General features: G+C 65.8%; 29 protein-coding genes and 2 tRNA genes. 15 read left to right on the top strand and 16 right to left on the bottom strand.

All coding sequences use genetic code 11. From position 1 onward, the window contains the following. Nucleotides 1-219: 219 nt before the first annotated feature. Both eif1A and VF992_04015 read right to left on the bottom strand, forming a co-directional pair. On the bottom strand, nucleotides 220-525 hold the full coding sequence (gene eif1A / locus VF992_04020; protein ID HEX9340321.1) for a translation initiation factor eIF-1A: 306 nt from the start codon (nucleotides 523-525) through the stop codon (nucleotides 220-222). A 42-nt stretch (nucleotides 526-567) separates the two neighbouring features. Then, on the bottom strand, nucleotides 568-1,404 hold the full coding sequence (locus VF992_04015) for a C15orf41 family protein (protein HEX9340320.1): 837 nt from the start codon (nucleotides 1,402-1,404) through the stop codon (nucleotides 568-570). A gap of 614 nt (nucleotides 1,405-2,018) precedes the next feature. Here VF992_04015 and uppS point away from each other — a divergent pair. Further along, nucleotides 2,019-2,804 (top strand): polyprenyl diphosphate synthase, encoded by a 786-nt coding sequence (gene uppS, locus VF992_04010; protein HEX9340319.1) that lies wholly within the window; start codon nucleotides 2,019-2,021, stop codon nucleotides 2,802-2,804. A 31-nt stretch (nucleotides 2,805-2,835) separates the two neighbouring features. Here uppS and VF992_04005 read toward each other — a convergent pair whose 3' ends face one another. The 8 genes from VF992_04005 to VF992_03970 form a co-directional block, all read right to left on the bottom strand. Beyond that, nucleotides 2,836-3,351: a DUF4382 domain-containing protein gene (locus VF992_04005; protein HEX9340318.1), complete on the bottom strand. Its 516-nt coding sequence runs from the start codon at nucleotides 3,349-3,351 to the stop codon at nucleotides 2,836-2,838. A 79-nt stretch (nucleotides 3,352-3,430) separates the two neighbouring features. Then, on the bottom strand, nucleotides 3,431-3,715 hold the full coding sequence (locus tag VF992_04000; GenBank protein HEX9340317.1) for a hypothetical protein: 285 nt from the start codon (nucleotides 3,713-3,715) through the stop codon (nucleotides 3,431-3,433). Further along, nucleotides 3,712-4,383 carry a hypothetical protein gene (locus VF992_03995; protein HEX9340316.1) on the bottom strand — a complete coding sequence of 224 codons (672 nt, stop codon included), beginning with the start codon at nucleotides 4,381-4,383 and terminating at the stop codon, nucleotides 3,712-3,714. Before VF992_03995 ends, VF992_04000 begins: the two co-directional genes overlap by 4 nt. A gap of 1 nt (nucleotide 4,384) precedes the next feature. Beyond that, nucleotides 4,385-5,395 carry a ThiF family adenylyltransferase gene (locus VF992_03990; GenBank protein ID HEX9340315.1) on the bottom strand — a complete coding sequence of 337 codons (1,011 nt, stop codon included), beginning with the start codon at nucleotides 5,393-5,395 and terminating at the stop codon, nucleotides 4,385-4,387. 119 nt (nucleotides 5,396-5,514) lie between these two features. Beyond that, complete coding sequence (locus VF992_03985) at nucleotides 5,515-5,679, bottom strand: hypothetical protein (protein HEX9340314.1); 165 nt, start codon at nucleotides 5,677-5,679, stop codon at nucleotides 5,515-5,517. Nucleotides 5,680-5,784: 105 nt separating this feature from the next. Next, nucleotides 5,785-6,555: an exosome complex RNA-binding protein Csl4 gene (locus VF992_03980; protein ID HEX9340313.1), complete on the bottom strand. Its 771-nt coding sequence runs from the start codon at nucleotides 6,553-6,555 to the stop codon at nucleotides 5,785-5,787. A gap of 48 nt (nucleotides 6,556-6,603) precedes the next feature. Continuing rightward, a complete protein-coding gene (locus VF992_03975; GenBank protein HEX9340312.1) occupies nucleotides 6,604-7,209 on the bottom strand; it encodes an METTL5 family protein in 606 nt (201 codons plus the stop codon). A gap of 22 nt (nucleotides 7,210-7,231) precedes the next feature. Next, nucleotides 7,232-8,038: a Rab family GTPase gene (locus VF992_03970; GenBank protein ID HEX9340311.1), complete on the bottom strand. Its 807-nt coding sequence runs from the start codon at nucleotides 8,036-8,038 to the stop codon at nucleotides 7,232-7,234. Nucleotides 8,039-8,429: 391 nt separating this feature from the next. On the opposite strand from VF992_03970, the gene VF992_03965 reads away from it, so the two are divergent. Then, entirely contained in the window at nucleotides 8,430-9,266 is an 837-nt protein-coding gene (locus tag VF992_03965; protein ID HEX9340310.1) for a cytochrome c oxidase subunit 3, read from the top strand. A gap of 9 nt (nucleotides 9,267-9,275) precedes the next feature. Then, complete coding sequence (locus VF992_03960; GenBank protein ID HEX9340309.1) at nucleotides 9,276-9,581, top strand: cytochrome C oxidase subunit IV family protein; 306 nt, start codon at nucleotides 9,276-9,278, stop codon at nucleotides 9,579-9,581. A 41-nt stretch (nucleotides 9,582-9,622) separates the two neighbouring features. On the opposite strand, the gene VF992_03955 is transcribed toward VF992_03960, so the two are convergent. Further along, nucleotides 9,623-9,695, bottom strand: a tRNA-Val gene (locus VF992_03955). 119 nt (nucleotides 9,696-9,814) lie between these two features. Between VF992_03955 and VF992_03950 the strand changes: the two genes are divergently transcribed. The 9 genes from VF992_03950 (at nucleotide 9,815) to VF992_03910 (ending at nucleotide 16,347) form a co-directional block, all read left to right on the top strand. After that, nucleotides 9,815-10,120 (top strand): hypothetical protein, encoded by a 306-nt coding sequence (locus VF992_03950; GenBank protein ID HEX9340308.1) that lies wholly within the window; start codon nucleotides 9,815-9,817, stop codon nucleotides 10,118-10,120. A gap of 51 nt (nucleotides 10,121-10,171) precedes the next feature. After that, a complete protein-coding gene (locus VF992_03945) occupies nucleotides 10,172-10,399 on the top strand; it encodes a hypothetical protein (GenBank protein ID HEX9340307.1) in 228 nt (75 codons plus the stop codon). Between the two features lies 1 nt (nucleotide 10,400). After that, nucleotides 10,401-10,628 (top strand): hypothetical protein, encoded by a 228-nt coding sequence (locus VF992_03940; GenBank protein ID HEX9340306.1) that lies wholly within the window; start codon nucleotides 10,401-10,403, stop codon nucleotides 10,626-10,628. Nucleotides 10,629-10,638: 10 nt separating this feature from the next. Beyond that, nucleotides 10,639-11,679 (top strand): S-methyl-5-thioribose-1-phosphate isomerase, encoded by a 1,041-nt coding sequence (gene mtnA / locus VF992_03935; GenBank protein ID HEX9340305.1) that lies wholly within the window; start codon nucleotides 10,639-10,641, stop codon nucleotides 11,677-11,679. Between the two features lie 44 nt (nucleotides 11,680-11,723). After that, entirely contained in the window at nucleotides 11,724-12,794 is a 1,071-nt protein-coding gene (locus VF992_03930; protein ID HEX9340304.1) for an NOP5/NOP56 family protein, read from the top strand. 45 nt (nucleotides 12,795-12,839) lie between these two features. Next, nucleotides 12,840-13,226, top strand: coding sequence for a translation initiation factor IF-5A (locus tag VF992_03925; GenBank protein HEX9340303.1), 387 nt, complete (start codon nucleotides 12,840-12,842; stop codon nucleotides 13,224-13,226). A 40-nt stretch (nucleotides 13,227-13,266) separates the two neighbouring features. Next, nucleotides 13,267-14,133 (top strand): agmatinase, encoded by an 867-nt coding sequence (gene speB, locus VF992_03920; protein ID HEX9340302.1) that lies wholly within the window; start codon nucleotides 13,267-13,269, stop codon nucleotides 14,131-14,133. A 238-nt stretch (nucleotides 14,134-14,371) separates the two neighbouring features. Beyond that, the gene (locus tag VF992_03915; GenBank protein HEX9340301.1) at nucleotides 14,372-15,832 is read left to right on the top strand and encodes an RtcB family protein; all 1,461 of its coding nucleotides are present in this window, start codon (nucleotides 14,372-14,374) and stop codon (nucleotides 15,830-15,832) included. Then, nucleotides 15,829-16,347 (top strand): zinc-dependent metalloprotease family protein, encoded by a 519-nt coding sequence (locus tag VF992_03910; GenBank protein ID HEX9340300.1) that lies wholly within the window; start codon nucleotides 15,829-15,831, stop codon nucleotides 16,345-16,347. The genes VF992_03915 and VF992_03910 overlap by 4 nt, the downstream gene beginning before the upstream one ends. Here VF992_03910 and VF992_03905 read toward each other — a convergent pair. Then, a complete protein-coding gene (locus tag VF992_03905; protein HEX9340299.1) occupies nucleotides 16,322-17,053 on the bottom strand; it encodes a methyltransferase domain-containing protein in 732 nt (243 codons plus the stop codon). The genes VF992_03910 and VF992_03905 overlap by 26 nt on opposite strands. Nucleotides 17,054-17,100: 47 nt before the next feature. Here VF992_03905 and VF992_03900 point away from each other — a divergent pair, with 47 nt between their 5' ends. Continuing rightward, complete coding sequence (locus tag VF992_03900) at nucleotides 17,101-17,409, top strand: MTH1187 family thiamine-binding protein (GenBank protein ID HEX9340298.1); 309 nt, start codon at nucleotides 17,101-17,103, stop codon at nucleotides 17,407-17,409. Nucleotides 17,410-17,475: 66 nt separating this feature from the next. Here VF992_03900 and cax read toward each other — a convergent pair whose 3' ends face one another. After that, nucleotides 17,476-18,564 (bottom strand): calcium/proton exchanger, encoded by a 1,089-nt coding sequence (cax, locus tag VF992_03895; GenBank protein ID HEX9340297.1) that lies wholly within the window; start codon nucleotides 18,562-18,564, stop codon nucleotides 17,476-17,478. A gap of 74 nt (nucleotides 18,565-18,638) precedes the next feature. Between cax and VF992_03890 the strand changes: the two genes are divergently transcribed. Next, the gene (locus VF992_03890; GenBank protein ID HEX9340296.1) at nucleotides 18,639-20,099 is read left to right on the top strand and encodes an NAD(P)H-hydrate dehydratase; all 1,461 of its coding nucleotides are present in this window, start codon (nucleotides 18,639-18,641) and stop codon (nucleotides 20,097-20,099) included. Nucleotides 20,100-20,123: 24 nt separating this feature from the next. Further along, on the top strand, nucleotides 20,124-20,894 hold the full coding sequence (locus VF992_03885) for a metallophosphoesterase (GenBank protein HEX9340295.1): 771 nt from the start codon (nucleotides 20,124-20,126) through the stop codon (nucleotides 20,892-20,894). A gap of 101 nt (nucleotides 20,895-20,995) precedes the next feature. Here VF992_03885 and VF992_03880 read toward each other — a convergent pair. The 3 genes from VF992_03880 to VF992_03870 all read right to left on the bottom strand — a co-directional run bounded on the left by VF992_03880 (nucleotide 20,996) and on the right by VF992_03870 (nucleotide 21,871). Next, a tRNA-Val gene (locus VF992_03880) sits at nucleotides 20,996-21,068 on the bottom strand. A 42-nt stretch (nucleotides 21,069-21,110) separates the two neighbouring features. Beyond that, complete coding sequence (locus VF992_03875) at nucleotides 21,111-21,467, bottom strand: roadblock/LC7 domain-containing protein (protein HEX9340294.1); 357 nt, start codon at nucleotides 21,465-21,467, stop codon at nucleotides 21,111-21,113. After that, nucleotides 21,464-21,871: a V4R domain-containing protein gene (locus VF992_03870; protein ID HEX9340293.1), complete on the bottom strand. Its 408-nt coding sequence runs from the start codon at nucleotides 21,869-21,871 to the stop codon at nucleotides 21,464-21,466. The genes VF992_03875 and VF992_03870 overlap by 4 nt, the downstream gene beginning before the upstream one ends. Nucleotides 21,872-22,271: the final 400 nt, after the last annotated feature.

Genomic DNA, 22,271 nt, shown 5'->3' with positions numbered 1-22,271 from the left:
GCCGACCAACAGGCCAACAGGCCAACCCGGCCTCCCATGAGGAGGCCAAGGGGTGTACGGTTCCACCCCGGTGCCCTCCGCTGTGATGTGGTGAGTCCCCTCTACGACATCCCAGGGCTCCTGGGATGCGCACGGGAGGAGTGGATGCGGAGTGGAGTTCGTTGCGGTCGTGGTGGTCCGACAAAGGCCACCATCCCAACGCTACGGAACCGTGGACTTTCAAAAGATGTTAATCGACTTAGGGATGAGGCCACGACGGCTCATGTAGCTGGACTCGGTCTTCGTGTAGCGGTGCTTGATGTCGCACTTCTCATCCTGGAACTGCCACACCTTCACGACGAGCAAGTCTCCCTCGCGGATCCACATCCGCTTCTTGAGCTTGCCCGGGATCCGCCCGAGCCGGCTCTTGCCGTCCTGGCATGTCACCCGGATCCGGGAGGCGCCGAGCAGCTGATCTGCGACTCCGAGGATCTCGCCGTCTCTCCCCCGCGGCATGCGGACGCGGACGACTTCTTCTTCCGGCACTTTCGCAACGATGGGACGCGGTGGCTTAAACGTTTTGCGCGCTCACTCCGGAAGGCCTGCCGCATCCGACTCGAGCCCGACGTCCTCGAGCCGGGTCTCGGTCACCGGAACGTACGGATACGGAATCGGCGGCGTCTCGAAAAACGTCGGCCGCACGATGTCGACGCCTTCGGGCAACGCGTACATCTGGTCGTCCACGTGACCGAACCAGTACACGACGGCGCCGTCGCCGAACAGGTCGCTGTACGGCAGGAGCTGTTTCTTGATGTGTCTCCGGATCTCGTACGGATCTCCGAACGTCGCCTTCGACTCGATCCAATACTTGCGAGACCCGTTCATCTCGAGGGGCTTGTGCAGGAGGATGTCCGGCGTCTTGTCGTACTTCGCGCGGAGTTCCTTTTCCGTCTCGTATTGCAGGCCGCGCGAATCGAGCCACGTGTGCAACTTCGCCTCCCCCCACCGACCTCTCGCGTACTGCCGCGCGCTTCCTTCCGGGGAGTAGACGATATCGGCGCGGATCACCTCCTCGAGCTCCTTCCGCAGGCGGCGGTCGCGGACCGAGTCGAGGTCGTTGATCATCTTCCAGAATTGCTTGCGAGAGACCTTGCGCTGTTCGAGGACCATCAGCGAGGTCAGGATCGCGGGGAATTCGAATCGGCGGGCGATCTCCACGAGGCTCGTGCCGTTCTGCCACATGAACGCGAGCCGGCGGGCTTGGGCCTTCACCCGATAGAACTTCCGGGTCGTGTCCCGGACGATCCGCTGAGTGTAAATGACGAGGAGGAGCTCCTTGTCGTAGCCGAAGTTCTCCGCGAGGAAGTCGATGTCCTCCGCGGTTGCAAGCTTGCCGTAGAGGTCCTGGTACTCACTCAATTTCATCGATAAGGCCACTAAATCACGCTGAAGGGATGAAAGGGACGGTGTCACCAACTTGGCCACGATACTTAAAGGTTTTCGGCTGAGGCTCGGAAACGTCAATGAGAAGCGTACGTTTCCCCCACCTCCCCAATACCTCCATGGGGAACCCCACCCATGCAATGGACCACCGAGACCTCCGGCGGAAGACCACCGTTCGAGTGACCCGATCCGGCATCCGCGCCCTGCGCAGAACACGGACGGGCCCGGGGTGCGACGATGGGGTCGCATCTCGGAGGAGCGACGGCCGATTCGTGGGCTTATGTTACCCGGCTTCCGACGAGGAGGCCAAGGGGTGTACGGTTCCACCCCGGTGCCCTCCGCGATGATGCGATGAGTCCCCTCTACGACCTCCTGACGAGGCCAGGAGGCGCACGGGAGGAGCGGATGCGTAGTGGAGTGACGTGGTGGACCAACCCAACATCACAGAATCTCGACAGAAATGCGCGGGGCGGGGCGAGGTGGTTGAAGACGATAGTGTCTGCAGCGTCGGCGGCAACCGCCACGACCTCGTGCCGGGTCGGCCAGACGTCCCGGGAACGGCTAAATAGGTCGCCCCCAATCGTACGCCCCCGTCGATGCCGACGGACATCTCGAAGATTATCAGTGATGCGGCGTACCAGGCGTACGAACGCCGCCTGATGCACCAGGTCAAACAGGCCGCGATTCCCCATCACGTCGCGATCATCATGGACGGGAACCGGCGCTTCGCCCGGGAGATCGGCCTCGGCAACGTCCTCGACGGCCACGTGAAGGGTCGGGACAAGCTGGAGGAAGTCCTCGAGTGGTGCCTTGAGGTCGGCGTGCGCATCCTAACCGTGTACGCGTTCTCGACGGAGAACTTGCAGCGCCCGAGCACGGAGATCCAGCATCTCATGCATCTGTTCGCGGAGAACTTCCGGAAGGTCGGGGACGATGAACGAGTCCACAAGCACAAGATGCGCATCAAGGTCTTCGGCGACCGGAGTCTCTTGCCCAGAGAAGTCATCGACTCGATCGAATACGCCGAGGACCGGACGAAGGAGTATGACGAGTATCGATTCAACGTCGCCGTCGCATACGGCGGCCGCGAAGAAATCCTCCAGGCGATTCGCGACGTTGTCCGGGACGCCCAGGCGGGCGCCGTCCGTCCGGACGACATCGACGAGAAGTTCTTCTCGAAGCGCCTCTACACCGCGGACTTGCCGGATCCGGACCTCGTGCTCCGTACGAGCGGGGAGGAGAGGATCTCGAACTTCCTCCTATGGCAGCTCGCGTACTCGGAACTGTATTTCGTGGACGTGTATTGGCCCGGCTTCCGGAAAATCGACTTCCTCCGTGCCTTGCGGTCGTACCAGATGCGACAGCGGCGCTTCGGGGAGTGAGACCGGCACAATGCGGCCCGCGGGAGGGCGCCTAGGAGATATCGAGCGACCCGAGCACGGGACGGAAAGTCCACTCGCCGTCCGCCCCGTGGATCGAATTCGCCAAGTCGAAATTCAGTGTGATCGTGACGGAACCGCCGCCCGCCAGATCGAAGGGGGTCACCGTCTTCAACTCGCCGTCCGGCACCGTCACGTTGACGGGCGTCCCGTCCGCTAGGACGCCGGAGACCGAGTTGATGACGATCCGGAGCTGCGTGTACTTGCCCGGGGGCGCGCGGTCGAGAGACAGGAGCTGCGTCACGCTCCCCATCCCGACGAGATCGATCTGCGGCGTCGAGAGGGGCAAGGAAATCCAGCCGCTTGCGTTGCCCGCATTCGCCCGATGGACCTGGATGTCCGAGAACACGACGTTCACGTGTTGCCAGCTAAGCGACGTCGCCCTCACACCAATCTTGATCGTGCCGGCGGAGTAAGCGCCGAGCGATGCGACGGCGACCGTTACAATCAGTCCCGCAACCGCCAATGCGAACGCGCGGCGAGTCGTCATTGCGGCCCTCCTCTACGACGATGATTCTCGGGTCGGGCTATATAGACTCTCGCTGCCTATCGACATCGATAACGAAACGTCATGCCGCAGCCATCGGCGCCGCGATCCCCAGGGCCTCGTAGACGTGGTCGATGGCTTCCCGCGCGCGGCGCTCGTCGTCCGTCTTGACGAGGATCTTTCCGCTCTCGTAGAGGGTCAACTCCGGCTCGCCCTCGAGGATGAGCATCACCTTTACGTCGCTCAAGCGCCAGCCTGCCTCGCGCAGCCGCTCTGCCGCGCTCGCCAGGTCCACGCGGGCGGGCTTCTTGAGAGTCGAAATGAACGCCGTCGCGGTCCGACACGGCTTGAGGAGGTAGTAGGTCATCTAGCGGTCTCCGGGCTCGTAGGGAGCGACCCAGCGGCGCGGTTCGGCTTGAACCTTTCCGGCTCGACGCCTTCGAGGCACTCCGCTACGAGCCGGTCCACGGAGAGCTTCGCCTCCTCTCCCAGGATCTGGTCCATGCGGGCGTGCGTCGCGGGACGCGGGGGCCCGAGGAGATCGCAAATCTCCGGACCCTTCGATACGTCGTACGTGCCGATCGCCTTCGCCCGGTCCACGATCTCCTGCTTGTCGAAACCGATGAGCGGCCGGATGATCGGATGCCTCGCGACGGCGTCGATCGCTCGGAGGCTCGCGACGGTCTGGCTCGAGACTTGACCGAGGTTCTCTCCCGTCACGAGGACCTCTGCCGACTCGCGGTCCGCGACGGCGTCGGCGAGCCGGACCATGAGCCGCTTCGTCAGGATGAAGTAAAAGCGCCGGTTCGCCGCGTGCGCGACCTCGGCGAACGCCTCCCCGACCCGCACGACGTACAAGGTGGGAACGCCGAGGATGCCGCATAGCGTCCGGGCTTTCACCTCGGCGGCATCGTCCGTGATCGGCTCGAGGGAGAAGTGCGCGGCGGCGAGGCCGAGCCCCTGCCGGGCCATGAGGTAGCCGGCGATGGGGCTGTCGAATCCGCCGCTCAGGAGGAGGACTCCCGCGTGGACCACGTCAGATCCCCACGTACTTCGCGTACACGGCCCGGGCCTCGGACTCGTCCTTCACGCCGCGGATCAGGGCGCGCCCGTCCGGGAAAACCGTGAGGCGACGTCCCTCGACGTCGGCCACGAGGATGTCGCCCGCGCGACGGGCCGTGCCGAGGCCGCGGAGTCGGTTCGCGAGGCCGTCGAGGTCGATCGTGCCTCGATGGAGCGGATCGAGGGAGACCGTGTCGCTTCCACAGAGGGACGCGAGGACCTGTGCGCGCCTCGCCCCGACGTATTCGCGCGCCCCGCCGACGCAGGCGGGACAGTCCGCCCGCCGGGCGATGTGGACCCGCTCGATCCCGGGCCGCCAGCCGTCGATCACGAGCAGGTCGCCCGACGGGGGATTCCCGAGGAGCAGCCGCAGCGCCTCGCCCGCCTGGATCGCACCGATCTGGGCGGAAACCGCGTTGAAGATGCCGGCGGTCTCGCACGTCGGCAGGCTGCCGGGCGGCAAGGCATTCGGATGGAAGCACCGGAAGCACGCGGTGTCGGGCGACCGGATGGCGAGGACCATCCCGTACGTCGCGATCGCGCCCGCGTAGACGAACGGCACGCCCGCGTCAATCGCCGCTTCGTTGAGGAGGAAACGCGTCTCGAGGTTGTCCGTGCCGTCCACGATGATATCGACACCGCGAAGGATGTCGCGGACCGTCCCCGCGTGCACGTCCTTCGCGAGCGATTCCACCGCAATCGCCGAGTTCACCTTCCGAAGCCGATCCGCGGCCGCGTCCGCCTTCGGCCGGTCGAGGTCCTCTTCCGAGTAGAGCGACTGACGCTGCAGGTTGACGAGCTCGACGACGTCCCGGTCGACGAGCCGAAGCCGGCCGAGACCGGCTCGCGCCAGCATGTCCGCGGAGATGCTCCCGAGTGCACCGAGGCCGACGACGACGGCGGTGGACTGGGAGATGGCTCGTTGGCCGTCCGGTCCAATCTCCGGGAGGACGGTCTGTCGCCGATAGCGGTCCGGTCCACTCACGGGTTTGGCAAGGGGCGAGCTCTTTATGGTCTTTTGCGGAGGCCCTCGAACTCGGTCTCGCCGGGCGGGGCCATCCCAAAACGCCGAGACGCGCGTCGTCACCGAGCGGCCTCTGCCGCTCAGTTGTACAGGTTGAACTCGTCCTTCTCGGGGACCGTATCCCAGTCCTCGTCCGTCTCCTCGAAGACCGCGTTGAAGAGAGCGCTGACCACTTCGCGCAACTGCTGGATTTCGGTGCGAAGGCGCTGCAATTCCCGCATCACTTCCTCGTTCGACGGAACCATCACAACCTCGATGCGCTGCTATCACAGGGTAGGTTCATATCTCTTTCCCTTCGATTCTTGATGCTAATTATCGGAACCGGGCGCTCACGAAATTTTCGTCGAGGACTACCGACGTCGGTCGCGATCGCGGTCCCTTCCGCCTCGCCCCCCGCCGCGTCCGTCGCGTCCGTCGCGTCCGCGGCCACCGCGATCCCGATAGCGATCCCGGCCTCCGCCTCGGCCGCCACGATCCCGACCGCCGCGCTCTCGGCCCTCCCGCTCACCGCCTCCGCGGGGGCGCTCTGCGACCTTGCCGCCGCCGAGTTCGGCCGCGGGGACCGACAGCTTCAGGTCGGCGTAGTCCGCCGCTAGCTTCCGCCGCTCCGTCCGCTCGTCCCGAGGGCAGTAGAGATCGCGGCCGCGAACCTCCAGCGGCCCGCGGCACACCGAGCAGAGCGCCTTGACGACTCCGAGCGACGGTTCCGCCGTCGTGAGCTGGAGCGAGGGCTTCACCTGAATGACCTTCGCCCGAATGATGTCGCCGAGGCGATACATGTCGCGGATGTCTTCCGTGTACTCCTCGGACACGTTCGATATGTGGACGGTCCCCTCGGACTCGCCGCTGATTTGGCGCGTGCGTCCGTGGATCGCGGTGATCGTCGCGGTCGCCATCATCCCGCGGATGTCGTCGACCACTCCGTAGACGATGTCGCCGACGCGGAGCTCCGCCGGCGGATTGAACGCTCGGACCCGCGCGACGTGGCTCGCCGGATCGAGTTCGAGCACCCCCGGGGTCGCCGCGAACACGAGTCCGTTCCGCTCGTACGTCCCATCGCCCGGCTCAAATTCCTCGGCGACGGCAATCTCGTCGCCGGGAAGCACCATCTTGGGTTCCATCGGAATCCGCTCGACCCTTGGGTTCGCACGAAAGACGAGCCGCCGTATTTATCCCTTCGCTACTTCGATCCGAAAGAGCACGACATCGATGCGTCGCGCCTCGTCGCGGTGGAAGTCGAACGTGTGCGGAATCGGGAACGCGTACGGGAACCGATCCGTGACGGTCGCACCTCCCGCCTCGAAGTACCCTCGGACGAACCCCTCGGCGGCCGAATTCAGGAAGGTGTAAACGACCCGGCCGCACCGCATGGCCGCGTCCAGGAACGGGCGGTCCGCATGCGGCGTCTGCGCCCCGAAGGGCGGATTCATGAGGATCGTGTCGAAGGCCTCGCGGACGTCGGCGACATCCTCGGTTCGCCACTCGACCTCGACGTGGACTTTCGAGGCGTTGTGCTTCGCGATCCGGATCGCCGCCGGGTCCGAATCGACGCCGACCACCTGCGTGGCGCCGAGCACTTTCGCGCCGATCCCGAGCGCGCCGTTCCCGCATCCAAGGTCGAGCACCGTGCGCCGATCGATATCCCCGCGGCCGTAGGCGCCGTAGATGACCTCGGAGGCAATCGCCGCGGGCGTCGCGTACTGCTCTCTCTCTGGGTTCGGCTGCGGCACGGGAGCGAGGGACTGGAGGATGCGCTCCAGTTGTACTTTCTTCATCGGCTCCACTCCGCGGAGCGGCTCACTCGTCGAACCAACCCGACGGTGCTTGGCCCGCCTGCGCGCCTCGAGGCGTGATGACCGCGGTGAAGTCGGAGGGCCCGGCCCACAACAACGTCAGGAGGCCCTCGCCTTCGAGCCGCCTCAGTTCTGCTTGGAGGTCGTCGAAGTTCACGCCCCGCAGGATCTCGAAGAACTGATTCTTCTTAAGCCCCAGCGCGCCGCGTTTCGCGAGCAGCTCGAGGACCTTCTCCCGAAGACCGCGATCGACGGCCCGAGCCTCCTCGGTCCGGAACGCCCGATCGACAATCTCGATCGCGAGGGCGTTGAACGCGTCCTCGACGGACTCACCGGTCCGCGCGGACGTGAACGCGAACGGGGAGCCGAACGTCTCCGCGACCCTCCCGATCTCTTCCTCCGAGACGGCCCGTCGGTCGGCCAGGTCCGACTTGTTCACGAGGATATACGCCGGCACGTCCCCCGCGATCTCGAGCGCGGACGGGATCCATTCGTTGAGCGCGTACAGGCTGTCCTCCCGGGTGATGTCGCAGACGGCCATGAGCGCCTGCGAGCCGTGAAAATAGGTCTCCCGCACGAGATCCTTGAACCCCCGCTGGCCCATGATGTCGAAGATCGACAAGTCCAATTGGACCTCGACGTCCGCGCCGTACGGGACGGCAAGCTCGATCTTACTCACCCGCGTCCCGACCGTGTGCAGGTACGTCTCTTGATACTCGCTGAGGACGAAGCGGCGGATGAGGGATGTCTTCCCGACGCCGCCCTCCCCCAGCAGAGCCATCTTTCCCTTCATGCGACGGACGGTGGGCATCGGAGGACCAGGCCCCTCCGCATTCGGGAGGCGAATATAAGCCGTTTCGTCGTTGCCATCCGTCGAGGGCCGCGATCCTCGATCCTCTCGACCGGACGACGGCGTGATTATCACGAGTCTTTCGGTCGGCGTTCTACGTCCTAAGAATTAGAATCAAGACGTACGGCGATGGATTTATCCGGCCCCGGAGGAACGAACGGGTCATGCGACTTGGTCCCGATGGGCCGCGGATCCCCGTGCCCAACTGGTTGATCGAGTGGTCGAAGTCCCGCGACCTCTTCTTGTCGCTGGCCCACGACCCATGGGTGTTCCGTCCGAACTGAGGCCGACATCGCGGAAAACCGAAGACGTTAAAGCGGCTCGTACGTTGCTCTCCGCCGGACCGAGGTCCATGGCGCACCCGGGGCCGGCGGGCCAAGCCGAGGAGGAGCACCACGGCAGTCGGTGGCCCGTAATCGTCGCCGTGGGCATGACCATCGGATACGTCGGGATCGTGACCCCGAGCATCCCGATCCTCGTCGTCGGCTTCGTCGTGTTCGTCGCCGGCACGGGCGGCTGGGTCCGCGACGACATACGGCGACCGTCGAGCCCGTTCTACGCTCTCGGGACGGCCATCGAGTCGGCGTTCCCGCGGGTGAGCGCGCGGAAGCTGGGGACGTGGCTGCTCCTGGTCACCGAGATCATGTTCTTCTCCGCCATCATCGGCGCGTCCTGGACCCTGCGCTTGCGGACGACCACGCCGGGGCCGGACTTCCGGGGCCCGTGGGCGGCGCCGAACGAAATCTTGAACGTCCCGCTCACGGGCCTCAACACGTTCATCCTCATCTGCAGCAGCATGACGATGGTCGAGGCGTTCGCGGCCGCAGAGAAAGGCGATCAGAGACGCCTCCGAATCTTCCTCCTCGCGACGCTGATCCTGGGGATCGCGTTCGTGAGCGTCCAGGCGTACGAATACCAGAAGCTGTACTTCCAAGAAGGCCTCACGTTCAGCAGCGCCCCGGGCGGGGTGAACCCGAACTACGGGGCGACCTTCTACGCGCAGACCGGGGTCCACGGGAGCCACGTCTCGGCCGGCGTGCTCGCGTTGGCGTACGTCACCCGCAAGGCGTTCCGGGGCGGCTTCACGAAGGAGAACCACGAGGCTGTCGAGCTCGTCGGACTGTACTGGCACTTCGTGGACGTGGTGTGGATCTTCCTCTTCCCGATCGTCTACCTACTGCCCGCGTGAGGTGCCCACTTGTACGACACGGAGACCGCGGAACCGCCGGGGGTCGAGGCGCACGCCAAGCGACCCTACGTCATCGTCTTCGTCGCCCTTGCGGTCGTCACGGTCATCGAGCTGTCCGTCTACAGCTTCCCGCTCGCGCACATCGAGATCATATCCATCTTGATGGCGACCGCGACCATCAAGGGCGGCTTGGTCGTCGGATACTACATGCACCTTCGATACGAACCGCGGTGGCTGATGTTGATCCCGCTCGCGGGCCTCGCGCTCGTGGCGGTCCTCGTCGCCGCGCTCACGTCGACGTCCTTGCACCCCTGAGCCGGAACCCTCGAATCTGGATGCGTGACGTCCGAGGACAATGGGCTCGACCGGATTCGAACCGGTGACCTTCGCTGTGTGAGAGCGATGTCATAACCGCTAGACCACGAGCCCGCGAGGCGCCGCTAAACGTCCCGCGGTATAAATCTCCATCGAACTCGCACGGTTCCGATGCGTGTCTCAAGAGCCTTTATTACCGGTGAGCCGAATGGCACCGGCCGGAGGCGTCCTCGATGGTAAAGGAGGAGAAGACCGACATGTCGACGATCGCGAAGAAACAGCTGGAAGGCCGCGGCTACGTGGTCTCGCTCTCCACCAACCGGGATGGCGAGAACCTTGTCGGGAAGGTGAGGGTCAGCGAGGCGTCCACGCATCGGACCGTCGCGAACTTGGTGAGCGTCTGGAAGATCGACAACCTCGAACTCGTATTCGGCATCGATGCGGGCGAAGGGATCGCCAAGGATTTCGTGAACCAGGCCATGAACCTCTTCGACCTCTTTCGATACGTGATTCCGGGAGCCCAGCCGAAGGAAGGATGAGAACCGACACGTCATCGTTAAATAGTGTCGACCTTCTGGAGTTCCCCCTCGATGGATCCCTCCAGCGTCCTCCTCGCTCTCGAAGAGCAGAAGAAGTGGCGCGACCGCCGGACCCGGATTCGAGACCGCATCCGGCAGCTCAATCGCAGGAAGGCCACCTTGTCGAAGGAGCTGGGCCGCGTGCACAAGAGGATGGCTGATTGCAAGGATGTCTTGGGGAACGTGAGGGAGTCGACATTCGCACGCACGCCCGCGCCCCCCATCGTTCCGGGGCGATGAGATGTCCGCGATCCAGGCGGCCCAGAAGGAGTTCGACCGGTGGCAGCAGAAGGAGCGGCGGATCTTGGACGCCATCGCCGGCATCGACGAAGAGCGACGCCGCCTCTCGGAGGAGCTGGGGAAGGCGGAGCAGCAGGTCCTCTACTACGACTCCCTCACCCGAGAGATGAAGCGGGAGCTCGGGCGCCCCGGCCTCTCGAGCCTCCTTTCCTCGCTCCGCCGAACCTAGGGGGACCGGTGTGCGCGTCACCGTGGACGGTGATCCCCGCGAGCTCCTCACCGTGTGGCTTGACGATGGACTCGTGAAGCTCATCGACCAGCGATACCTCCCGTTCGAGATCCGAATCTACGAGGCGAAGAACCTCGAGGAGGTCGCCGTCGCAATCGAGGACATGGTCGTGCGCGGCGCACCCGCGATCGGTGCGACCGCGGCGTACGGCATCGCGCAGGCGAGCCTCCAAGGCGTCGACCTGAAGGAGGCAGGGGATCGCCTCCGAAAGACGCGGCCGACGGGAAACGACCTGTTCTACGCGATCGAGTACATGCGAAAGGCGGGCGCGGCGGGAGACGACCTCGTCGCGGCCGCCGAGCGTTACGCTCGGGAAGACATCGACCGTTGTCGCAAGATCGGCGAGCACGGGGCGAAGCTGATTCGGAACGGGATCCGGATCCTGACGCACTGCAACGCGGGCGCCCTCGCGACCGTCGACTACGGAACGGTGATGGCGCCGCTGCGGGTCGCGAAGGAACAAGGGCGCCGCTTCTTCGTCTACGTCGACGAGACGCGACCGCGGCTCCAAGGCGCACGGCTCACCGCGTGGGAACTGCTCCAAGAGGGGATCGACCATGCGATCATCACGGACGGCGCGGCGGCCGCCTTCCTCGGCCGCGGCGAGGTGGACCTCGTCCTGGTCGGCGCGGATCGGATCGCGGCGAACGGCGACATCGCGAACAAGATCGGGACGTACGGGAAGGCGGTCGTCGCGAAGGAGAACCACGTCCCGTTCTACGTCGCGGCACCGACGAGCACGATCGATTTCGACGTGGCATCGGGCGATAAGATCCCAATCGAGGAGCGGTCGCCGCAGGAAGTGCTCCACCTCGATGGCCATCCGATCGCGCCGAAAGAGAGCCCCGCGCGCAACCCGGCGTTCGACGTGACGCCGGCGAAGTACATCACGGGCATCATCACGGAAGAGGGCATCGTGAAGCCGGCCCAACTCCGATCGGGGGCGAGTGGCGCGCCTCGGAAGAAGACGCCGGCCAAGAAACGCCGATAGAAGGGACATACGCTTTTACCCGCTCACGGCCTTCGCCGACGCCCGTGCTTCTGCTCACGACCTGGTTCGGATCGTTCCTCCTGGACGGCGACACGATCGTCCACGAGCGGCTGTTCCCAAAGGACGCGTCGGCCCTCGCGGACCGCCTCGCGCTCGTCGAGGACTGGAAGGTCTTGGACGAGGAAGGCGAACTCATGGCCCTCGCGGATGAGGTGTTCGTCGTCGAACCCCGTCTCGAACGCGCCGGCGGCAACCGCACGACGGAGTCGCCGCCATTCCTCAAGTCGGAGGACTTCGGCTATGGGAGGGAGCTGTTGCACACGGCGATGGTCGACCTTGCGAAGCGGCGGATGCGACAGGCGATCCGCCCGGAAGACCATCTCCGGCAAGCGGTCGGCGCACTGGACGATCTCCAGGAACAGGGGAACCTCATCGTCGAACGCGTGCGGGAGTGGTACGGCCTGCACTTCCCGGAGCTGGCTCGGACGGTCGATGCGGGCGAGTACCTCGATCTGATCGCTGAACACGGCCGGCGGGAGCGCATGCCGCTCGAGTACCGCGACAGTGTCGGCGCGGAACTCGGGACGCGAGAGGAGGAGAACCTCAAAGGACTTGCGGCCCTCGCCCGGACCGTCGCCGCGGAGCGAAAGGCGCTGGAGGCCTACGTGGACGCATCGATCCGCGACATCGCGCCGAACGTCTCCGAGGTCGCAGGTTCCATGATCGCCGCGCGACTCGTCGCGCTGGCGGGGACCGTCGAGGACCTCGCCCGCCTCCCGTCGGGCACGATCCAGCTCCTCGGCGCCGAGCGGGCCCTGTTCCGCCATCTGAGGACCGGCGCTCGGCCGCCGAAGCACGGCGTGCTCTTTCAACATGCTTGGATTCACGGGGCGCCCCCGTGGCAACGGGGCGCCATCGCGCGCGTCTTCGCCGCAAAGATTGCGATGGCCGCGCGGGCGGACGCGTATACGAAACGGCGAATCGCGCCGGAGTTGGTCAAAGCTCTCGAGCACGCGATCGCGGAGGTCCGCCGACGAAAGGCCGCCAAACCAGTCCGGCCGAAGCGGCGGTTCACGCCGGAACACCGCGCGCGACAGAAACAATCGCGACGCTGAGGAAACGTTTTAAGGGCCCAGCCATATCGCAGCGGTGGAATCCCGATGTCGTGGGAACAGGCCGAGATGCGGGAGCTCAAGGTCGGCCGCTACGTCGTCATCGACGAGGAGCCGTGTAAGATCATCAGCGTCCAGATGTCGAAGCCGGGGAAACACGGCGAAGCGAAGGCGAGGCTCGAAGCGATCGGCATCTTCGACGGTCAGAAGCGATCGATCGTCCATCCGGTGACGCACAAGGTCCGCGTCCCGATGATCGACAAGCGGAAGGCCCAGGTCCTCTCGATGCACGGCAATGTGGCGCAGTTGATGGACCTCGCGACGTATGAGACGTTCGAGCTCCCGGTGACCGGGGAGTTCCAGGGGAGAATCCGGCCGGGTCAGGAGACGATGTACCTGGAGGCGCTCGGCCGCCGAAAGCTCTCGGCCCAGTGAGCGGAGTCGGGCTCAAATAAGGACGACGGGTTCCGTGGCCGTGGCCGTCCCGCGCTTCGCCGACGCCGTCGCGAAGTACGATGAGGCGCGCATCGCCTTGTTTGGGGTGCCGTACGATCGCACGTGCTCGTTCCGCGGCGGCTCCCGCTACGCGCCGCAGGCAATCCGCCAGTCGTCGTACAACTTCGAGACGTATATGATGGACCACCAGCGGGATCTGCTCGACGTGCCCGTCGCCGACCTCGGCGACCTGCCGGCGTTCGGACCGCCGTCGGAGATGGTGCGAGGCGTCTCGGAGAGGGCTTCGGACATCGTCGGGGCCGGCAAGATCCCGATCGTCATCGGGGGAGAGCACAGCCTCGCGCCCGCCGTCGTCCGCGCGTTCCCCGAGGACGTTGGCGTCGTGGGAATCGATGCGCACCTCGACTTTCGGGACTCGTACCTGGACGAGAAGTGGTCCCACGCGTGCAGCGCGCGTCGAATCGCGGACCACGTCGGGGTGGAACACGTCGTCTATGTCGGCGTGCGGTCGTACAGCCGGGAGGAACGCGACGACCTCGAACGACTCGGGCTCACCTACGTCAGCGTGTACGACATCCACGAACGGGGGATCGAGGCCGGCGTCAGGCGCGCCCTCAAGGCGATCAACCGCGACCGGATCTACCTGACGATCGACATGGACGGCGTCGATCCGGCGTACGCGCCCGCCGTCGGAAACCCCGAACCGTTCGGGCTGGCGTCGCTCGATGTGAAGAAGCTCATTGGCCTCCTCGCGCCCCACCTGGTCGGGTTGGACTTGAACGAGGTCAGCCCCGCTTGGGACTTCGGGCAGACGGCGCTACTCGCGGCACGGCTGATCCGCGAGGCGATCATGGCGATCGGCGAGGCACGCGGGACCTCTCGATGAGCGGCGGTCGCCCGCCGCACCGCGAGCGTCCCCGATTCCTCCCGCCTCCCGGGGAACCAGAGCCCGGACGCTCCGGTCTCGCATGCCCACCGGAACGTGCCGCGGGGAAGGCCGGATTAGGAGCGCGCCCCAACCCAATGCGTCCCAGATCATCAGCGGACCAAATGGCTTGCGACGCTCTCGCGAGAGGCAAGAACGTTTATGTGTGCTCGGGCCTTAGGCGGCACTCCCGGTGCGCATGTCCGACGGCTGGGGCGGCCCCCTGGAGAAAATCGACGAGTTCCGTTACGAGATCCCGCGGTCGTACAAGCCGAATATGCGGACGAGCGGGCTCATCTTCGTCGACGAGTCGATGGTGACCCAGCTCCGTCGGGACCAGGCGCCGGAGCAGGTGGCCAACGTGGCCACGATGCCCGGGATCGTCGGCAAGTCGATGGCGATGCCGGACATCCACTGGGGGTACGGATTTCCAATCGGCGGGGTCGCCGCCTTCGATCACGACGACGGGGTAATCTCCCCCGGTTCGATCGGCTTCGACATCAACTGCGGCGTCCGTCTCCTTCGCACCGACCTCACGGAAGCGGAAGTCCGTCCGAACATCAAGGCGCTCACGGACGCTTGCTTCGAAAACGTCCCGAGTGGCGTTGGCGAGGGAGGGCTCGTGAAGGTCTCCCGCCAAGACCTCGGCAAGCTTGCGACGGAGGGCGTCGCTTGGGCCGTCGAGAAAGGTTACGCATGGCCCGACGACCCGGACCGCATCGAGGCCCGCGGCTGCTTGGAGGACGCGGACTTCTCGAAAATCAGCGAGCGGGCGATCACCCGGGGAAAGGTCCAGGTCGGGAGCCTCGGAGCGGGCAACCACTTCCTCGAGATTCAGAAGGTGGACCGAATCTACGACGAGGGTGTGGCGAAAGCCCTCGGAATCGGCGAGGTCGGCCAGGTCTGCGTCATGATCCACACGGGCTCGCGGGGCTTCGGCCATCAGATTGCGAGCGACTACATCGAGATCTGCGAGCGGGTCGTGAAGCGCGAGAAGTTCGACCTCCCGGACCTCCAGCTCGCCTGCGCGCCGATCGGCTCGAAGGAAGGCCAAGACTATTGGCGGGCGATGTGCGCGGGCGCGAACTTCGCCTGGAACAACCGCCAGCTCATCACGTACGGCGTGCGGAACGCGTTCTCCAAAGTCCTCGGTCGGCCCGCGGACGAACTGGGCATGGACATCGTGTACGACGTGTGTCACAACATCGGCAAGATCGAGGAGCACGAGGTCGACGGAAAGCGGCGGAAGGTCGTCGTCCACCGGAAAGGAGCCACCCGTGCATTCCCGGCCGGCCACCCGGAGACGCCGGCCGAGTACCGCAACGTGGGTCAGCCCGTCCTGATTCCGGGCGACATGGGCACCTGCTCGTTCGTCCTCGTCGGCCTTCCGACGGCGATGGAGCGTTCGTTCGGATCGAGCTGCCACGGGGCCGGCCGCCAGATGTCCCGGAAGGCCGCAACTCGGACCTACAACGCGAACGAAGTCGTCCGGTCGCTCGACCAGAAAGGCATCTACCTGCATGCCGCGTCGCGCGCCGGCATCGTCGAGGAGGCCCCGGGCGCGTACAAGAACGTCGAGGACGTCGTCCGGGTCGCGGAGGGCGCGGGGCTCACGAAGATCGTCGCCCGGATGGTCCCCCTCGGGGTCGTCAAAGGATGATCCTGACGCTGCAGCCCGTCGGTCAGGTCGCTCCCTCCGTACTCGAACGGCTGCGCGGTCAACTGCGGCAGTTCGGCGATGTGCGGATCGCGAATCCGAAGCCCGTCCCGAAGCAGCCCTTCGGACGGCTGCCGAAACCGGTTCGGGCCGCCGCCTTCGAGGGACTCTGCCGATCCCCCGGCGCGGACCGGGTCGTCGCGATCACGGACGTCGAGCTGTCCGACCCGGAGTTGGGAATGAAACGGGTCTTCGGCCACGCCGGGATCGCGGGCGGATGGGCGGTCGTCTCGCTTTCGATGTTCGGCGGTGACGGGGAGGAAAGACTCGTCGAACGGACGGCGAAGACCGCGGTCCACGAGATTGGGCATACCCTGGGCCTCGGCCACCACGACGGGAATCCGGATTGCGTGATGTATTTCTCCGAGACCCTCGCGGACACGGACCGCAAAGGGCGAGACTTCTGTCCCGCCTGCGCGGAGACCGCGAACCTCACCTTGTCGCGGTTAGAAAAGTGAATTCATCCTGCAGCTCGAACCGATCGCCGTAGCGGCGCGGCAACTCCGCCTCGAGGAAACTTAGGCCCCGCTCGAATTCCCCGGGCGGGAGCAGATCGAACGTCGATAGGTACCGATGGCGCACGCGCTCGATCTGTTGGGCGGACGTCAAGGCACGTTGGCACGGACGGTTCTCCATCCGCACCCCACGAAACCGGGTCGCTTCGAGCGCGCGGACGATATCCTCGACGGGCGGGAAGCGAGCGCGATCGATGACCAGGAGACTCGGGAAGGCCTCTTCCATGATTCCGAGCCGGCGGCGGGCCATGTCGCTCGTCGCCACGACGACGCTGCGGGATACGCGGGAGACCTCCGCCAGCGCGCCTCGGAAATCGGCGAGTTGATGGAGCACCATGACGACGATCGTCGTGTCGAAGGAATCGGCGCGGAAGGGGAGGCGATGGGCCTCTCCTCGCACGATGCCGAACGACCCCTTTCCGCGGGCCACGCCCAACATCTCCCGGGACGGATCGAGGGCCACAACGACATTCGTCTCGGAGAGCAATCGCGCAAACCGGCCCGTGCCTGCCCCGAGGTCGAGGACCCGTTGCCCCGGGCGAATTCGGCCGACCTCCCAGAGACCGCGAAGCCAATACTCGCGATCCAGGACCTCGTCCGCGCGGCCTCGGTCGTACTCCGCCGCTCGGCGCGAGTAATCGACCGCCACGCAAGTTGCAAGAAGCGGTCGGCATATGAGGCTGCCGGGGTCCCTCGATGACGATCGCGGAGTTCAGCATCACGCCGATCGGCCAGGGCGTCAGCGTCGGCGAGCATGTCGCACGGTGCCTCGACATTGTCGATCGAAGCGGCCTCTCATATCGACTCAATCCGATGGGGACCGTCGTGGAGGGGAAGTTCGACGACATCCTCGCGCTCATCGCGCGATGCCACAAGGCCGTCGCCAAAGACTCCGAGCGGGTGTCGACGATCATCAAGATCGACGACCGCAAGGGCGCGTCTCGGCAAATTGAATCGAAGGTCGCCGCCGTCGAGAGACGCCTGGGCCGGAAGCTCAAGACCTGACGGTCGAATGACGAAGGCCAGGCCGCGGGGTCGCGTGCGAGGTTCCGGCGGGCGACCGCCACGCACTCACGCGGGGGCGGGGTGGAAGAAGAACGCCACCGCGATCACCGCGTACACCATGACCAGCAATGCCCCCTCGTACCAGTTGCTTCGGCCGTCGGAGATCACCGCGGCGACGACGGCGGTCGAAAGGACCAAGGAAGCGAGTTCGAAAATCTCGAAGTTGAGGGTCATCGGGCTCGCGAAGAGCAGCGAAATGAAGACGAGCACGGGGGCCACGAAGAGGGCGACCTGCGTCGTCGAGGTCGTCGCCACGGCCACGCTCAGCTCCATCTTGTTCCGCCACGCCATCAGGACGGCGCTCCCATGCTCCGCCGCGTTCCCGACGATCGCGACGATGATGACGCCGACGAACAGATCCGTGAGGCCGAGACTCGCCTTCGCGGACTCCAACGAACCGACGAGGATCTCGCTCTCGACCGCGACCAACGATGTGGAGACGACGAGCACCCCGATGGCGAACGATTTCGACCATCGCGGGCGCTCCTCGACCTCCGTAACGGGATTGAAGATGTCCTTGTGCGTGTGAAGCGAGAAGAGCAGGCCGAATCCGTACGCCAGGAGCAGGATGACGGCGATGACCTCGCTGATTTCCTGCAGGGTCAAGGCGCTCACGCCGCCCGCCGACTCGGCGGAGAGGACGTAGAGATCGGGCATCACGAGGCCGATCACGGCAAGGACCAACATCGTGATCTGAATCCCGGAGGCTTCGCGCGAAAAGGTCTGAGTCTTGTACCGCAACCCTCCCGCGAGCATGCTCGCGCCGAGGACGAGGAGCAGATTGCCCACGATGGACCCGGTGAGAGACGCCTTCACGACTTCCGTCAGTCCGCTCGCCAGCGCGAAAATTGCGATGATTAGCTCCGTCGCGTTCCCGAACGTCGCGTTCAGGAGGCCTCCGATGCCGGGGCCGGCGTGCTTCCCGAGTTCCTCCGTCGCCAGGCCGAGGAACCAGGCGAGCGGGACGATCGCGATCCCCGCCACGACGAACACGCCCACCCCCGGACCGAGCACGAGGTCGAGGATCCAGCTGACGGGCACCAGGAGGCCGAGGACGAGCGCCCACGAATACGGGCGGAGCGGACCGAGATCCATCGGCACCGAGAATTGGACACCCCGATTTAACCGCGCGGGCAAGGCTTAACTAGCGCAGCCCGAATGCGCGCCCGATGATTTCGGCGACCGAGATGCGCGTCCTCGATCGGAACGCGCAACACTTCGGCGTCTCGATCCTGGAGCTGATGGAAAACGCCGGAAAGGCGGTCGCGGAGATCGCCCGGGCCGATATGCGCGCGACGGGGAAGAACGTCCTCGTCCTCTGCGGCACGGGCAACAACGGAGGAGACGGGCTCGTCGCCGCCCGCCACCTCTCGAAGGATGCGCGGGTCACCGTCCTGCTCGCTCGGTCTCCGGACCAGTTCACGACGCCCGAGGCCCGGACGAACTTTGAGCGGCTCCGGGACGTGGAAGTCCTCGCGGGACTCGATCAGAGTGAGGAAGCGATCGCCCGCGCCGACCTCCTCGTCGATGCGCTCCTCGGGATCGGCGTGTCCGGCGAGTTGCGGGAGCCGTTCGCGTCCCTCGTCCGCCAACTCAACGCCTCGGCGAAGCCGACCCTGAGCGTGGACGTCCCCAGCGGATTCGGGACGGACCTTTCGGTCCACCCGACGGCGACCGTGGCGTTGCACGACGCGAAAGAGGGCATGGCCCCGGAGAACTCCGGGACGATCCACATCGTCGACATCGGCATCCCGCCGAAGATCGCGACGACGATCGGACCGGGCGAGTTCGTCCTGTATCCGCTGCCGAAGCCGACGAGCCACAAAGGAGAGAACGGCCGCGTCCTCGTCGTCGCCGGGGGACCGTACACGGGCGCGCCCGCCCTGGTCGGGTACGGCGCATTCGGGGCCGGCGCGGACCTCGTACACATCACCACGCCCTATGTCGCCGCAGCGGTCGTCGCGGGCTACTCGCCGACGTTCATCGTGCATCCGCTCGTGGGCCACCGACTCCTCCGCGAGGACACGCGCGAAATCCTCGACCTCTCGACGAAGGCCGATGCGATCGCGATCGGGCCGGGCCTCGGCGACGCGGATGGCTCCGTCGAGGCGGTGCGGGAGATCGTCCGGGGAGCCTCCCTGCCGCTCATCATCGACGCGGACGCGATCAAGGCAATCGCTACAGATCCGAAAGCGTTGGCGGGGAAGCGAGTCGTCGTGACGCCGCATTCGCGGGAGTTCAAGGTCCTGACCGGAACGACGCTGCCGGACCCGCCCGAGGAACGGGCGGGAATCGTGCGAGAGGCCGCGAAGGCGCTCGGGGTCACAATCCTGCTCAAAGGTCCGGTCGACATCGTCACGGACGGGGAGCGGCTGAAGTTCAACTACACCGGGAATCCGGGCATGACCGCGGGCGGGACCGGAGACGTCCTCTGTGGCGTCGTCGCGGGACTCGTGTCGAAAGGGATGGCGCCGTTCGACGCCGCGCGCCTCGGCGCCTTCGTGAACGGACATGCGGGCGATCTCGCATTCAAGGAGAAGAGCTACGGGCTCACGTCGGTCGACGTCGCGGAGAACATCGCCCGCGTGCTCGCGGAATTCCTCGGCCCTGCGTCGGCGCGCAACCATTAAGCGGAACCGAACCGTGGAGCGACCGTGGACGTCGAGCCCGTTCCCGATGTCCCGGCGTTGATGGCGGACGACATCCTCGTCGTCGCCGACCTGCACATCGGATTGGAGGAAGAACTCCGGGAGAAAGGCGTGCGCATCCCGAGTCGCGCGGAGGCGATGGGACGACGGATCCTCGAGGTCGCGGACCGCCGCGGGGCCTCGCGGCTCGCGATCCTCGGCGACGTCAAGCACCTCGTCCCGAAGATGGCCTCCCGCGAGCGACGTGACGTATACGTCTTCTTCCGCGACCTCGCGTCGGGGTTTCGCGAAATCACGGTCGCCCAAGGGAACCACGATGGGATGCTGAAGAACATCGTCCCGAGGAACGTGCGCTTCAAGCCCGCGTACGGGTTCCGCGTCGCGGACGTCGGATTCTGTCACGGCCACGCATGGCCCTACAAGAAGGTCATGGAGGCGAAGGTGCTGCTCATGGGCCACAACCACCCGGCCGCGGCTTTCCGGGACGCGATGGGCTCCCGCCAGATCGTCCCGTGCTGGTTGCGCGTACCGTTCCTGCGGAAGCACCGGCGGTATCCGAGGCTGCCCCGCGAGGCGATCGTCGTGCCGTCCTTCAACGAGCTGTGCGGTGGGATGCCCGTGAACGACGTCCGTGCGCGGTTCATCGGGCCGCTCTTCGACCAAGACCTCCTGCGCGTCGACGAGGCGACGGTCCATCTCCTCGATGGCACGAACCTCGGCCGCCTCGCCGACATCCGCGTCGATCTCGGTTTCCGCCCGGAGGACTACCGGCAGTGAGGGTGGACCGGAAACGACGGAGCGGCCTTCCCTGAGCGACGCGACCGCGAACCGAACCCCGGTCGGGCCGCCATGGTCACGATGCGCCAGTGGGGGGTCGGTGGGCCCGGTCGGAATCGAACCGACGACCTCGACTTTGTAAGAGTCGCATCATAGCCACTAGACCACGGGCCCGCGCCGCCAAGGCGGGGACACTCATTAAAGGCTTCTCGGGTCTCAATCCAGATCTTTCGATGCCGCCTGCACGAAGCGGGCGACGGCCGTCTCCAGGTCGGAGACCGCGCGCTCCGGCGGCAGGACGACGACGAGCATCCCGCGTCGACCGACCTCTTGGATCAGCAACGTCGCATCGTCCGACTCGAGCAGGACGCGGCCCGGCGCGCTGTGGCCAAGCTCCGTCGCCGCCGTCATGCCGGCTCCGAGGATGGCGGCGCACATGATCGAAAAGGTCTCTTGCGAGACGGATGGAGGGAGGGCCGCGGCGACCACGCCCCCATCTCGGGTGATGACGGCGACCGCTTCGGCCTTCGTCACGTCCTTGAACGCGCGGACCATGTCGACCAGGGCCGTCACGCGCCCCCCTCCCGCTCGAACACGCACTCCCGCGCGCCCAGGCTCATGCACTCGACTTCCGCGAGCCGTACGCGATGCTTCGTCTTCGCTTCCAGCAATTTCGAGAGGATCCCACGGAGGCGATGGCACGTCTCCATCTCGGCCCCCGTCGCCGATTCGATGGAGCCCCGGACCCGCGCTCCGGCCTCCGTGAAGAGCACATCTTCCGCCCATCCGCGCTCGATGATCGTCCGCTTGCCTACCTCGAGCGGATCCTCCCCGAGCGACAACGATTTGGTGATCTCCTCGGCGAGGACCATCCCCTCGCGAAAGAAGAGGCCGTGACACGCATACGACATGACGCTCTCGTAGAGCTTCCGGACGGAGTCGAGCTCCTGCTGAGAAATCTTCACGAGGCGGGCCACGGAGCCGCACGAACCTGCGACAGGACTATAAAGGTTGTGAGGACGGAGTCGCCCGGGAACCGTTTCCGATACTCATTCGGCGACAGCTCCATCCGTCCAGCGACCGCTGCGCCCGTCTCCGAGGTCCGATCGACGGCCGCTTCATTCGGATTTTCACTTTCGCCGACCTCCCACCGATACTTCCATAGACACGACCAGCCAAAGGATCGATCACCGAGACCTCCGGTGGAAGACCACCGTCCGAGTGGTCTGTCCGGCGTGACGCGCTCTGCGCAGAACACGGACGGGCCCGGGGTGCGACGATGGTGTTGCATCTCGGAGGAGCGACGGCCCATTCGCGTGGGCCGACCAACAGGCCAACAGGCCAACCCGGCCTCCCATGAGGAGGCCAAGGGGTGTA

It is taken from the genome of Thermoplasmata archaeon (assembly GCA_036395115.1).
Taxonomy (GTDB): domain Archaea; phylum Thermoplasmatota; class Thermoplasmata; order RBG-16-68-12; family RBG-16-68-12; genus RBG-16-68-12.
This window is presented reverse-complemented; position numbering and strand designations above follow the sequence as displayed.